The organism is Mesorhizobium sp. P3_A9 (assembly GCF_056402975.1).
The window spans coordinates 1-12,931 of record NZ_JBFUGJ010000166.1; the positions used below are offsets into that span (position 1 = coordinate 1).

General features: G+C 61.8%; 12 protein-coding genes. 5 read left to right on the forward strand and 7 right to left on the reverse strand.

The genetic code is table 11. The features are described from left to right. Positions 1-452: NAD(P)H-hydrate epimerase (locus AC1DX0_RS21035; protein WP_477356709.1), on the reverse strand; the 452-nt coding region annotated here is incomplete at its 3' end. Between the two features lie 357 nt (positions 453-809). On the opposite strand from AC1DX0_RS21035, the gene AC1DX0_RS21040 reads away from it, so the two are divergent. Both AC1DX0_RS21040 and glnA read left to right on the forward strand, forming a co-directional pair. Further along, complete coding sequence (locus tag AC1DX0_RS21040; RefSeq protein ID WP_006205430.1) at positions 810-1,148, forward strand: P-II family nitrogen regulator; 339 nt, start codon at positions 810-812, stop codon at positions 1,146-1,148. A gap of 61 nt (positions 1,149-1,209) precedes the next feature. Then, positions 1,210-2,619: a type I glutamate--ammonia ligase gene (gene glnA, locus AC1DX0_RS21045; protein ID WP_477356710.1), complete on the forward strand. Its 1,410-nt coding sequence runs from the start codon at positions 1,210-1,212 to the stop codon at positions 2,617-2,619. A gap of 671 nt (positions 2,620-3,290) precedes the next feature. Here glnA and AC1DX0_RS21050 read toward each other — a convergent pair. After that, positions 3,291-4,712 (reverse strand): APC family permease, encoded by a 1,422-nt coding sequence (locus AC1DX0_RS21050; RefSeq protein ID WP_477220673.1) that lies wholly within the window; start codon positions 4,710-4,712, stop codon positions 3,291-3,293. 147 nt (positions 4,713-4,859) lie between these two features. On the opposite strand from AC1DX0_RS21050, the gene AC1DX0_RS21055 reads away from it, so the two are divergent. Further along, the gene (locus AC1DX0_RS21055) at positions 4,860-5,462 is read left to right on the forward strand and encodes a TetR/AcrR family transcriptional regulator (protein WP_477220674.1); all 603 of its coding nucleotides are present in this window, start codon (positions 4,860-4,862) and stop codon (positions 5,460-5,462) included. A gap of 32 nt (positions 5,463-5,494) precedes the next feature. Next, positions 5,495-6,658, forward strand: a complete 1,164-nt coding sequence (locus AC1DX0_RS21060) for a DmpA family aminopeptidase (RefSeq protein ID WP_477220675.1) — start codon at positions 5,495-5,497, stop codon at positions 6,656-6,658. Between the two features lie 117 nt (positions 6,659-6,775). Here the strand turns inward: AC1DX0_RS21060 and AC1DX0_RS21065 are convergent, their stop codons facing one another. Beyond that, a complete protein-coding gene (locus tag AC1DX0_RS21065) occupies positions 6,776-7,816 on the reverse strand; it encodes a glutamine synthetase beta-grasp domain-containing protein (protein WP_477356712.1) in 1,041 nt (346 codons plus the stop codon). A 316-nt stretch (positions 7,817-8,132) separates the two neighbouring features. On the opposite strand from AC1DX0_RS21065, the gene AC1DX0_RS21070 reads away from it, so the two are divergent. Then, on the forward strand, positions 8,133-8,324 hold the full coding sequence (locus tag AC1DX0_RS21070; protein ID WP_258583893.1) for a DUF2735 domain-containing protein: 192 nt from the start codon (positions 8,133-8,135) through the stop codon (positions 8,322-8,324). 81 nt (positions 8,325-8,405) lie between these two features. Here AC1DX0_RS21070 and AC1DX0_RS21075 read toward each other — a convergent pair whose 3' ends face one another. The 4 genes from AC1DX0_RS21075 to AC1DX0_RS21090 all read right to left on the reverse strand — a co-directional run. Continuing rightward, complete coding sequence (locus tag AC1DX0_RS21075; protein WP_477356714.1) at positions 8,406-10,292, reverse strand: MFS transporter; 1,887 nt, start codon at positions 10,290-10,292, stop codon at positions 8,406-8,408. 182 nt (positions 10,293-10,474) lie between these two features. Beyond that, a complete protein-coding gene (locus AC1DX0_RS21080) occupies positions 10,475-11,266 on the reverse strand; it encodes an ATP12 family chaperone protein (protein WP_477220678.1) in 792 nt (263 codons plus the stop codon). Between the two features lie 12 nt (positions 11,267-11,278). After that, positions 11,279-12,151 (reverse strand): DMT family transporter, encoded by an 873-nt coding sequence (locus tag AC1DX0_RS21085; protein ID WP_477220703.1) that lies wholly within the window; start codon positions 12,149-12,151, stop codon positions 11,279-11,281. A gap of 47 nt (positions 12,152-12,198) precedes the next feature. Next, positions 12,199-12,931, reverse strand: a 733-nt coding sequence (locus AC1DX0_RS21090; protein ID WP_477356716.1) for an RluA family pseudouridine synthase, incomplete at its 5' end; no start/stop codon positions are given.

A 12,931-nucleotide genomic window follows, 5' to 3' on the forward strand; every position in this document is an offset into this window, starting at 1 on the left:
ATCGACACGACCGGTACCTGCTCCGCTCCGCAAATTCCTGAAGCCGCCTGAGCGTAAGGAGAGAGGTTCTTCGAAAGTCCGGCGCCATAAAGCGCGTCGACAACGACCTCGCCTTTTGTAGGATGAAAATCATTCAGATGGTTGACCGGCAGGTTGCAGGCCTCGGAAGCCAGTGCCGCATCGCTCCCAGGCTTCTGCTTGCCCTCGGCCCATACGGCGACATTGACGCCAGCTTCGGCCAGCAGGCGCGCCACGACATAGCCATCGCCGCCATTGTTGCCAGGACCGCACAGCACATGCACGCGGCTCGCCGCGGGATAGCGCGCCAGGACCACCGCTGCTACCGCCTCGCCGGCGCGCTGCATCAGGCCATAACCGTTGAGCGGGCCGGCGGCAATCGTCAGCCGATCCGCCTCGCCCATTTCGGCGGAAGTAAGAAGTTCATCGCTCATGGATTGCCGATCCGCATTCGATCAAGCATTGTCCAGTTTTCGGCTCGACGCAAACGGGGAGGAGTTGTTGCGATCCGACGCCAGACCGTCAGGATGCACGTCGCAGGCGCAAGATTGCCCATTATATGAGCAGCTTGCCTGGTTTTTGCGCGGATGCAAATGACGGCACTGTATAGGCTCTTGCAGCCCATGCCGCATCCGTTGCAGTGAATGACGCGAATTTGCATCCAGGTGCGGCATGGCTTCGAAATCGTATGAGACCGCTTCGAATCCCTCGGATTGGCACAGTTCGTGCTTGATTGAGGCGCAAGCGGGGGCTCACAACCCGTTTTTTTGGCAGTGGAGGCCACTTTTTACATGAAAAAGATCGAAGCGATCATCAAGCCATTCAAGCTGGACGAAGTGAAGGAAGCGCTTCAGGAGGCCGGACTGCAAGGCATTACCGTCACCGAGGCCAAGGGCTTCGGACGCCAGAAAGGCCATACCGAACTCTACCGTGGCGCCGAATACGTCGTCGATTTCCTGCCCAAGGTGAAAATCGAGGTCGTGCTCGGCGACGACGCGGTCGAAGGCGCGATCGAAGCCATCCGCAAGGCGGCCCAGACCGGCCGCATCGGTGACGGCAAGATCTTCGTCTCCAATATCGAGGAAGTCGTACGCATCCGTACCGGCGAAACCGGCATGGACGCCGTCTGACGCGGCCATCCTCTGAGAAACGTCATCCATCAAAAAACGTCATCAAACAGGGATACATGACATGACGACAGCCAAAGACATCATGAAGCAGATCAAGGACAACGACGTGAAATTCGTCGACCTGCGCTTCACCGACCCGAAGGGCAAGCTGCAGCACGTGACGATGGATGTCGTCGAGGTCGAGGAAGACATGTTTGCCGATGGCGTCATGTTCGACGGCTCCTCGATTGCCGGCTGGAAGGCCATCAACGAGTCCGACATGGTGCTGATGCCCGATCCTGACACCGTCCACATGGACCCGTTCTTCGCGCAGTCGACCATGGTCATCCTGTGCGACATCCTCGACCCGGTCTCGGGCGAATCCTACAACCGCGACCCGCGCGGCACGGCCAAGAAGGCCGAGGCCTACATGAAGGCCGAAGGCATCGGCGACACCATCTATGTCGGCCCGGAAGCCGAGTTCTTCGTGTTCGATGACGTCAAGTACAAGGCCGATCCCTACAACACCGGCTTCAAGCTCGACTCCACCGAACTGCCGTCGAATGACGACACCGACTACGAGACMGGCAAYCTCGGCCACCGYCCGCGCRTCAAGGGCGGCTATTTCCCGGTGCCGCCGATCGACAGCGCSCAGGACATGCGCTCCGAGATGCTGACCGTGCTCGCCGAAATGGGCGTGCGCGTCGAAAAGCATCACCACGAGGTGGCCGCAGCGCAGCATGAGCTTGGCATCAAGTTCGACGCGCTGGTGCGCAATGCCGACAAGATGCTGATCTACAAATACGTCGTGCACCAGGTCGCCAACGCCTATGGCAAGACGGCAACCTTCATGCCGAAGCCGATCTTCGGCGACAATGGCTCGGGCATGCATGTCCATATGTCGATCTGGAAGRGCGGCAAGCCGACCTTCGCCGGCAATGARTATGCCGGCCTGTCGGAGAGCTGCCTKTTCTWCATYGGCGGTGTCATCAARCACGCCAAGGCGATCAACGCCTTCACCAACCCGCTGACCAACTCCTACAAGCGCCTGGTGCCTGGCTATGAAGCGCCGGTGCTGCTCGCCTATTCGGCACGCAACCGCTCGGCCTCCTGCCGCATCCCGTTCGGCTCGTCGCCGAAGGCCAAGCGCGTCGAGGTTCGCTTCCCCGATCCGGGCGCGAACCCCTACCTCGCCTTCTCCGCCTTGCTGATGGCCGGTCTCGACGGCATCAAGAACAAGATCCATCCGGGRCAGCCGATGGACAAGGAYCTCTACGAYCTGCCGCCGAARGARCTGAAGAAGATCCCGACCGTCTGCGGCTCGCTGCGTGAAGCCCTCCAGAGCCTCGACAAGGACCGCGGCTTCCTGAAGGCTGGCGGCGTCTTCGACGACGACCAGATCGACAGCTACATCGAACTGAAGATGGCTGAGGTGATGCGCTTCGAAATGACCCCGCATCCGGTCGAGTACGACATGTACTATTCGGTCTAAGATCCCGGACGGATAGCGTCGAAAAGCCCTTGAAGGATTTCCGCCTTCAAGGGCTTTTTGCTGCCCACGGCTCTTGCGATGGATAGCGCGCGCCGGCCACACAGCAAGCTGGCAATCTCTTCTGATTTTAAGGACCGTTTATAGCTGGGGCCGTGGCCGCAGGCAGAAGCCGCAAATCACGGCAAACGGGTGGGCATTTTGAGCGCGCCAAAAAGCCAGGAGCGAGCGGCACACTGCCTCAGGCTGCAATGCCCGCTCGTCCGGCGCCCCCGCCAATGCCGTCGTTCAAGAAACCCCGCCCCGTTCGAACAGCATCGCTTTGGCGTAACCCCAAGGCCCGAATACGCATGCTGCGGTGCAATCTGTCAACGCCGCGGGCCGTAGGTATCGAACGCCAATTTCGATGTATGAACAGGGGCTTATATAACTGATCATTGGTGTACGGACGAGCTGAAACAGGCCGTTTTCCGGGCTTTTTCGGGGAACGCGGAACAGCATGCCACCCGTGGCGGCTATTGGTGTCAACCAAAAGCCTCTCAGCCTGGTGAATTTGTCGGATCCTTTTCAACCTGACTTTTTTTGGGGGAATTCGGTCCGCCGGGCCAGCATGGCAAAAAGAACCCCGACGAAGGCCGGGGTTCTCGCACGGACAGATCGTCGGAGGGTGACGCCTATCCGGCAAGTTCGTCCGGGCCGTGCAGGTTCCAGTCCGTTCGCCTGGCGAGCACCAGCACATAGTAGATCGCCGCCACGACCATGATCAGCAGCGTCGCGATCAGGCTCGGGCGGCCGAAGGCGGCGTCGAGCAGGTTCTGATAGGCGACATAGACCAGCGCCACGAAGGCGAGGATGGCCGGCACCGGAAACAAGGGCATGCGGTAGTGTCCGCCAGCCGTGGTGCCGTTGCGGCGCCCGGCAAACGCCGCCACACACAGAAGCGCATAGATCACCACCAGCGACGTGCCGCTGACCACCAGCAAAAGGTTGATGTCGATGAAGCAGGCGACCGCCGCCAGCACCGACACGACGATGGTGGCGATCCATGGCGAGGCGTAGCTGCCATGGACGGAAGCGACCGCGGCATTGATCGGGCCGAACCAGGTCTTGTCGCGGCCGGAGCTGAACAGCAGCCGCGCCGCCTGCAGGATGATAGCGATGACCGCGTTGAAAATGGCGACCGCGATGGCAAGGCTGATCATCACCGTCAGCGCATGGCCACCACGCGCTTCGAGGAAGTATTCTATTTTCTGGGGCGCTGCGAGCAGTCCCGCCAGGTCGGGCGAACCCAGAAGCACGGCGGTCAGCGGTATCAGTTCCGCGGCGACGGTGATCAACAGCGCCCAGACAACAACCTTGCCGATGTTGCGTTTGGCGTCCTGCGTCTCCTCGCCGAAATAGGCGGCCGCGCCATAGCCATTATAGGCAAAGAGCGAGACAGCGGTGGCCGCAAGGATGACCCCGGCCGACGCCGGCACCAGCGTGTTGGTGGCATCGAGCAATTGCGGCGACGTGAACAGGCTCGACAACGGCCGCTCGACATGAGCGAAGCCGAGCCCGGTCAGGACCAACAGAGCCAACATTTCGATGCCGAGGAAGATGCCGGTGACGAAGGCATTGAGCTTGATGCGCATTGCCGCGACCGTGCCGGCCAGCGCGATCGTCACCACGCCGACCCATTGCGGGCTGAGATTGGGAATGAGCACACCGAGATAGGTGCCGACGCCGAGCGCGATGACGGCAACGATCAGCACAATCGAGACGAACACCAGCACCAGCGTGACAAAGCCCCAGAAGCGGCCGAGCGTGCGGCCGATCATGGTGTATTCGCCGCCGGCCATCGGATAGGCCGATGACAGTTCGGCATAGACGAAAGCCATGAACAGCCCGATGACGGCGGCAATGACGAAACTCAGGAATGAGCCGGTGCCGGCCAGCGCGATGACGCCCGGCACGATGATGAACACCGAGGATGCCGGTGTCACGGCCGACAGCACGATCATCAGCGTACCCAGCGCATTGAGCGCCCGGTCCAGTCCCTTGGCGGTTGGCGCAGCCTTGGCGGCCGCCCCTGTTGTTGCTTCGTTTGTAGACATCGTCCTCCCCTTTTTTTAATATGATAAAAATTACTCTCCGCGGCGAAACCTATCGATGGAGTCAGATATCGTCAACAAATATGGGGCATCGGTGCTTGCAAAATTTCGTACGCCAGTTTTAAACTGAACTACATTCAGGAAACAGAAATGGGACGACCCAAAACTCAGACCGATCGCCGCCTTACCCTGGTCGCGGCGGCAGAATCGATGATCGCCAGGCGCGGCCTTGCCGGCGTCACGCTGCGCGACGTCGCTAATGAAGCAGGGATGAGTTCGAGCGCCCTGCTCTACTATTATCCCGGCCTGAAGGACCTGCTGGACGATGTGCAGCGCAAGGCTGTCGAGCGGTTTTGCACGATACGCGCGGCGTCGGTCGCCGAGATCGCCGATCCCAGGCTGCGGCTGAAAACGATGATCGAGAACGGACTGCCAACCGACACGGACGACCAGCTCTGCCGTCTACTGCTCGAGCTCGGCGCGTATTCGCGTTCGGATCCGAGCTATGCCGCCCGCCAGATCACGCTGTTCGAGCGGCAGGTGTCGATCTATGTCGGCATCCTGGAAGCGGGCGCGGCCACCGGCATCTTCAAACTGGCGGCGACCAGCGAGACGATCGCGCGCAGCCTGGTGGTGCTCGAGGACGGCCTGGGGCTGCATCTCGTCAACGTTGTGCCTGCAGTCGATCAATCTTCGGCCTTGGCAATCCTGACCAGCTACGCCGAGCTTGCGACCGGCTCCAGCCTTCGCTGAGCCGGCTTACATCAACGGAGCAAACCCCAAGCATGGACCAATTGCCGACCCACACCACCACGCCAGCGGGCAAGGCGCGGGCCCGCGCGCTCGCCATTCCCTTGCAAGGGACGCCCGGCCCCGCCAATGCCATCACCGATGTCGACGGTGTCCTGGTCGGCTACTCCACGATCATCAAGGGTGAAGGCAAGCTCGATGGACAAGGACCGGTGCGCACCGGCGTGACGGCCATTTTGCCGTTCGGCCATGACGGCGTCGGCGTCGCCTGCGCCGCCGGCTATCATTCCTTCAACGGCAATGGCGAGATGACCGGCGCATCGTGGATCGAGGAGGCCGGCAGCATCAGCCTGCCGATCCTGATCTCCAACACCCATGCGATCGGCCCCTGCCACCGCGGCGTCATCGACTGGGTGGCCCAGAACAAGCCCGACGTCGCGAAGCAATGGCTGCTGCCGGTGGTGGCCGAAACCTGGGACGGCTATCTCAACGACATCAACGGCTCGCATGTCACGGTCGATCACGCTATTGCCGCGATCGACAATGCCGCGAGCGGGCGCATCGAGGAAGGCTCGGTCGGCGGCGGCACGGGCATGAACTGCTATGCCTTCAAGGGCGGCTCGGGAACGGCCTCGCGGATCGTCGACGACGGCCATCGCTCCTACACGGTCGGCGTCTTCCTGCAGGCCAATTTCGGCTCGCGCCGTGAACTCACCATCGCCGGCGTACCGCTGGGTGACCAGTTGGCAGACGACAACCCGATGGAGTCGTATTTTCGCGACGGCCCGACGGGCGCTGGCTCCTGCATCGGCATCATCGCCACCGATGCGCCACTCTTGCCTGGCCAATGCAAGGCGCTGGCCAGGCGCGTGCCGCTCGGCCTGGCGCGGACCGGCACCACCGGCTCGCATTTCTCCGGCGACATCTTTCTCGCATTCTCGACCGCCAACCGCGACGCGCTCAACGGTCGCTTCCCGAAAGGTCCAGCGAGCGAGGAGAGCTACAGCCGCATGGACTTCATCCCCTGGGGGCGCATGGACGATTTCTATGCAGCCGTCGTGCAGGCGACCGAGGAGGCCGTGCTCAACGCGCTGGTCGCCAACAGCGACATGACCGGCCGCGACGGCAACCGCAGCCCTGCCTTGCCGCATGCCAAGGTTTTGGCGGCGCTCAAGGCGCGTGGCGTCATCGCCGACTGACATCGGCAGACGGACCAGCCCTCACAAGCACGAAAAAGCCCTGGCGACTTCCCGCCAGGGCTTTTGTTATCGAGTTCCGGTTGCGGCGAGGACCTTGCGATCCGCGCCGCGAAACAATCAGGCGGCGGCCGAGACCTTCGCGTCGGTCGCAACCTCCGAGATGGTCTTCAGGATCTGCGAAGCGATCTGGTAGGGGTCGCCTTGCGAGTTCGGGCGGCGGTCTTCCAGATAGCCCTTGTAGTCATTCTTGATGAAGGAGTGCGGCACACGGATCGACGCACCACGGTCGGCGATGCCATAGCTGAACTTGTTCCATGGCGCGGTCTCGTGCTTGCCGGTCAGACGCTTGTCATTGTCCGGACCGTAGACGGCGATGTGGTCCATCAGGTTCTTGTCGAACTGCGCCATCAGCGATTCGAAATACGCCTTGCCGCCGACTTCGCGCAGATAGGCGGTCGAGAAGTTGGCATGCATGCCCGAGCCGTTCCAATCGGTATCGCCGAGCGGCTTGCAGTGGAACTCGATGTCGATGCGGTATTTTTCGGTAAGCCGCAGCAGCAAGTAGCGGGCGATCCACATCTGGTCGGCGGCCTTCTTGGAGCCCTTGCCGAAAATCTGGAATTCCCACTGGCCCTTGGCCACTTCGGCGTTGATGCCTTCATGGTTGATGCCGGCGGCGAGGCAAAGGTCGAGATGCTCCTCGACGATCTGGCGGGCGACATCGCCGACGTTCTTGTAGCCAACGCCGGTGTAGTACGGGCCCTGCGGTGCGGGATAGCCGGTCTCCGGGAAGCCGAGCGGGCGGCCATCCTTGTAGAAGAAATACTCCTGCTCGAAACCGAACCAGGCACCCTCGTCGTCGAGGATGGTTGCGCGCTTGTTGGAGGCATGCGGCGTGACGCCGTCCGGCATCATGACTTCGCACATGACCAGCACGCCATTGGTGCGGGTCGGGTCCGGATAGACCGCGACCGGCTTCAGGACGCAGTCGGAGCTGTGGCCCTCGGCCTGCATCGTCGAGGAACCATCGAAGCCCCACAGAGGCAGCTCTTCCAGCGTCGGGAATTCGGCGAATTCCTTGAYCTGSGTCTTGCCGCGAAGGTTGGGGACCGGGGTGTACCCATCGAGCCAAATGTACTCGAGCTTGTATTTCGTCATTCTAGCCTCTCGTTGCTTGTTCACCGAACACCAAACGGCGTCGACACGCGTCTGCCGTCAGCAGCCGGCGCTGCCGATTGATAAAATGCAATTCGTGTGCCACTCCGGTGTCGACGGGTGCGGCAAAATGGCCACGATATTGCGCTGAATTTACTCAGCCGTCTCATCACTGGGTCCATATCGATCAAACCCAGATAATGCATAAATATTAGGCATTTAATGATCTTTTCGTAGGCATATTGCCTAAATGACTCGCAGGACCTATCTTCTGGGAAAGCTGAATCGAAAAGCTCAAGAAGAAGAAAGGAGACCGCTCATGGAAGTCGTCCACTCCCGTCCGTCGGCAAAAATTCTGATGTTCCCTCTGGCAGCGCGCAACTCTGCCTCAAATTTAGGCGTTAAGGCGAAATTCGCGGCAGAGCTGGCCTCGTTGCGCAACACGCACGCCGATTTTGACGGCTGGTATCACGAAGCGGCCGTCGAGGAAGAAAATCAGCGCAAGAGCTGATCCGCTTCTTCAGGTCTCAGACACGAAAAGCCCGGCGTGAGCGATCACGCCGGGCTTTCTTGTTGACCGATGATCCGTCGGCTACTCCTTCGAGTGCAGATCGGTGCCAAGCGTATCCTTGACGAAGATCATGCCGATGATCAGCGTCATCGCCGCGATCACCACCGGATACCACAGGCCATAGTAGATATCGCCCTTGTAGGCGCTGAACGCGAACACGATCGCGGGCAGCAGACCGCCGAACCAGCCATTGCCGATGTGGTAGGGCAGCGACATCCCGCTGTAGCGGATGCGGGTCGGGAACATCTCGACCAGGATCGCCGCGATCGGCCCGTAAACCATGGTCACGTAGAGAACGAGGATGAACAGGATACCGATGACCTTGGCCCAGTTGACCTGGGCAGGGTCGGCAAACATCGAGAACGCACCCGATCCCGGAACGCTGTAGACGGTCACCTCGGTGGCGCCGGCGGCTTCGTCCTTCGTCAGCACCTTGTCCTTGATYGCCTGSKCGGYMGGCACCGYSGYCTTYTCGCCGGCGCGRATAGCKRCSGCRTCGAGCTTCAGTTCRGGATTGGCCGCGACAAAGGCGTCGAGCTTCTGGTCGGCGACCTTKGMAGCRGCGCGCTTCAGCGGATAGCCGCCATCCTGCAGGGAGAGGTTGATCGCCTTCTTGAAAGCAGCATCGCTCGCAGCTTTCTTGTCGCCGGCGGCCTTGGCGTCATAGGACGGCACGGTTTCGTTGCCGATCTTGACGCTGGCCGGCGTTCCCGCCGCCGCCGTCGAGACGATGTCATACGGCACCGAGTTCTTGGCCAGGAAATCGGTGGCGATATCGCACGAGCTGACAGGAACACGTGTTCCGGTCGGGTTGAACTGGAAGCCGCAATCCCCCGGTGCCGCGGTCACCGTGGCGCGCGTGTTCTGCTGCGCGGTGGCTAGAGCGGGATTGGCGGCCCAGGTCAGCGCCTTGAACAGCGGGAAGGTGGTGACGACCGCCAGCGCAAGGCCGGCCATGATGATCGGCTTACGGCCGATCTTGTCGGACAGCCAGCCGAAGAAGACGAAGAAGCCGGTGCCGAGCGCCAGCGCAATGGCGATCATGATGTTGACCGATTGGGCATCGACCTTGAGCACATTGGCCAGGAAGAACAGCGCGTAGAACTGGMCATTGTACCAGACGACGGCCTGGCCGGCGGTAAGGCCGAACAGCGCCAGAATGGCGATCTTGGCATTCTTCCACTGGCCGAAGGCTTCCGTCAGCGGCGCCTTGGAGCCTCTGCCCTCTTCCTTCATACGCTTGAAGGTCGGCGATTCCGAAAGCGACAGGCGAATCCAGACCGAGACGCCGAGCAGGATGGCCGAGACCAGGAATGGAACGCGCCAGCCCCAGGCCGCGAAAGCCTCCTTGCTCAAGGAATTCTGCACGATCAGGATGATGATCAGCGACAGGAAAAGGCCAAGTGTGGCCGTCGTCTGGATCCATGAGGTGTAGAAGCCGCGGCGGTCGTCGGGAGCATGCTCCGCGACATAGGTCGCAGCACCGCCATACTCACCGCCAAGCGCCAGGCCCTGCAGCATGCGCAGCGCAATCAACAGGATGGGCGCTGCGATGCCCCAGCTCTCCGAACCGGGAAGCAGGCCGACCAGGAAGGTCGAAAGGCCCATGATCATGATGGTGACAAGGAATGTGTATTTGCGGCCGACGAGATCGCCAATGCGGCCGAACACCAGCGCGCCGAACGGGCGCACGATGAAGCCGGCGGCGAAAACCAGCAGCGTGAAGATGTAGCGCGTGTTCTCGGGAAACGCGTTGAAGAAGGTCAAGCCGATCGCGCCCGCCAACGCACCATAGAGATAGAAATCATACCATTCGAAAACCGCGCCCAGCGAGGAAGCGAAGATGACCTTCTTCTCTTCCCGCGTCATGCCGCGGCTGGTTCCGCCGGCGGTCGATGCAATTGCCATTGAAGTTGTCCTCCCGTGAGACCCTGTCCTCGATGCCAGGCGCCAATGTCCGCGCTCTCCTCCGAACGCGGACTCAGAAATGCCGAGCCATCACGGAAAAAATGACAGAAAGCGCTCGCCGAAGGCAGAGCGACGATGGGATTATGACTTTGGTATTAGGTGCAGTGCGGTAGGGCCTGAGGTCAGGCCTTGAGCGCTTCGAGAAGGCTGACCGCAGCCACCATATCGCGCTTGCGGGCAGCACGGCGCGCGACGGCTTCGGCGTCCTGCCCCCACTGCTCGATCTGCCAATCCTCGTCGACATGGCCGGCGGCCCAGGCGGCCTCCGTGTCGAGCTCGCCGAAGTCGACGGCCAGCGCCAGCAGCGCCGAACCGGTCAGCGAGGTCATGACGTGGATGGCGGCCAGCCGCAGCGGTTCCGCGCGCTGAGCAAGATGACTGCCGAGAACGGCGATCGACTCGCGCGGCTGCTCGACATGGATGATCCCTTCGGCCAGGTTGAAGCGAGCCCCGAGTGCGGCGCGCGCCCAATCGATGACCGGATCCCACTGCTCGTTCTGCCGCTCGACCAGCCCTTCCGGTGCGTCGGCGCGGTAACAGAGCAGGTCCGATGAGGCAAAACGCAGTATGTCTTCCAGCACCGCCTGCGGATCGCTGGCGACGCCATCGATGGCGGTGTTGACCAGCCGCATCACCGGCATCGTCACCGGATTGATCGTCTCGCCCTGTTGAGCGAATTCCTCGGCCACCAGCACTGCTGCCGCCTCGGTCGGCAGCGCCAGCAGCGCCTTGCCCGGCGTGCGCACCGGCTTGCCGTCGAGATGCACGGCAAAACCGCCCTCTGCCGGCGCAACCGAAACGGTCTTGTAGAAGCGCTTGGGCTGCGGTGTCTTCATCTGAATCTGGGCGCGACGCACCGGATCCGGATCGGAAAGATACTTGCCCGCTTCGAGGTCGTTGAGAATATCACGCATGAAAAGTCTCTCTCACACCGGTGTCAGCTTGCGAGCCGGCCGGTTGACGATGATCAGGCCGGCGGCAATCAGGCCGAGTGCCAGGAAGATGCGAACGGTCAGCGGTTCATTCAAGATGATCGCGCCGCACAGCACGCCGAAAACCGGCGACAGGAAGGTGAAACTGGACAGGCCGGACGCCGGATAGCGGCGCAGCAGCCAGAACCACAAGACATAGGTGAAAGCGACGATATAGATCGCTTGGAAAAGCAGCGCCAATGTCGGCAACAGCGAGGGATCGCGCACCGGCGGGCCGGCGAGCGGCAGCACCAACAGGCCAACGATCGCCGCGCCGGCTAGTTGATAGAGCAGCAGCTTCTCGGCGCTCGCCTCAACCAGTTTGGATCGCTTGATGAGGATGTTGGTCAAGGCCCAGAAGAATCCGGAGCCGAGACTTAGCAGATCGCCGAACAGCATGTCCCCGCCGCCGCCAAGCTTGTCGGAAAAGACGGCGGCAAGGCCGGCGAAGGCCAGCAGCAGGCCGAGGAACTTGCGCATGGTGATCTGCTCGCCAAGCAGGAAGTGACCGCCAATCAGCATCCAGAACGGCATGGAGTTGACCAGCAGCGTGTTGCGGGCAACGGTCGTATGCTCCAGGCCGACATAGAGGCAAAGGAACTCGACGCCGAAAAGCACGCCAACCGCGATACCGGCCAGCAACGTGCCATCGCGCGTGAACAGCGCGATGCCCCGCCAGCGGCACCAGAGGAAGACGCAGAAGCCGCCGATGACCGAGCGCGCGATCGACAGGAAGACAGGGTCGTAGCCAGCGTAGGAGATCTTGGCGGCGACGTAGTTCAGGCCCCAGGAAAAGGTCAGGCCGACCATGATGGCGGCGGCGGCCATGTCGACTGTGTCGCGCCGATCGAGCGCGTCGGTGGCGCCGCTCAAGCTCAGTCCTCCGCGCTGGCGTCGTCGAAGCCGATCAGGTTCCAGCTCTGACGCATATGCGGCGGCATCGGCGCTGTAACGTCGATGACGCCCTTGTCGGGATGCGGAATGATGATGCGGCGCGCGTGCAGATGCAGGCGGTTTTGAATGCCGCCGGGAAAATCCCAGTTGGTATCGGCTTCGAAATATTTCGGGTCGCCGATGATCGGGCAGCCGATATGGGCGGCATGGACGCGGAGCTGGTGGGTTCGGCCCGTATAAGGCTCCATTTCCAGCCAGGTCATGGTTTGCGCCGCCTGCTCGATGATGCGGTAGTAGGACACGGCGTGGTCGGCGCCTTTTTCGCCATGCGCGGCCACCCGCACGCGGTCGCCGTCCTCGGTCGGCTCCTTGATCAGCCAGGTCGAGATCTTGTCCTCGCGCTTCGGCGGCACGCCCTTGACGAGGGCCCAGTAGGTCTTCTTGGTCTCGCGGGCGCGGAACGCCTCCGACAGCTTCATGGCGGCCAGTCGCGAGCGGGCGACGACCAGCACGCCCGACGTGTCGCGGTCGAGCCGGTGGACCAGCCGCGGCTTCTCACCCTTCTGGTTGCGCCAGGCTTCCAGCATGTCGTCGACGTTGCGGGTGACGCCCGAACCGCCCTGCACCGCAAGGCCCGCCGGCTTGTTGAAGACGAAAACCTTCGGGTCCTCATGGATCAGCATTTTCGCCAGGACGTCGGCATCGCCCTGGTTG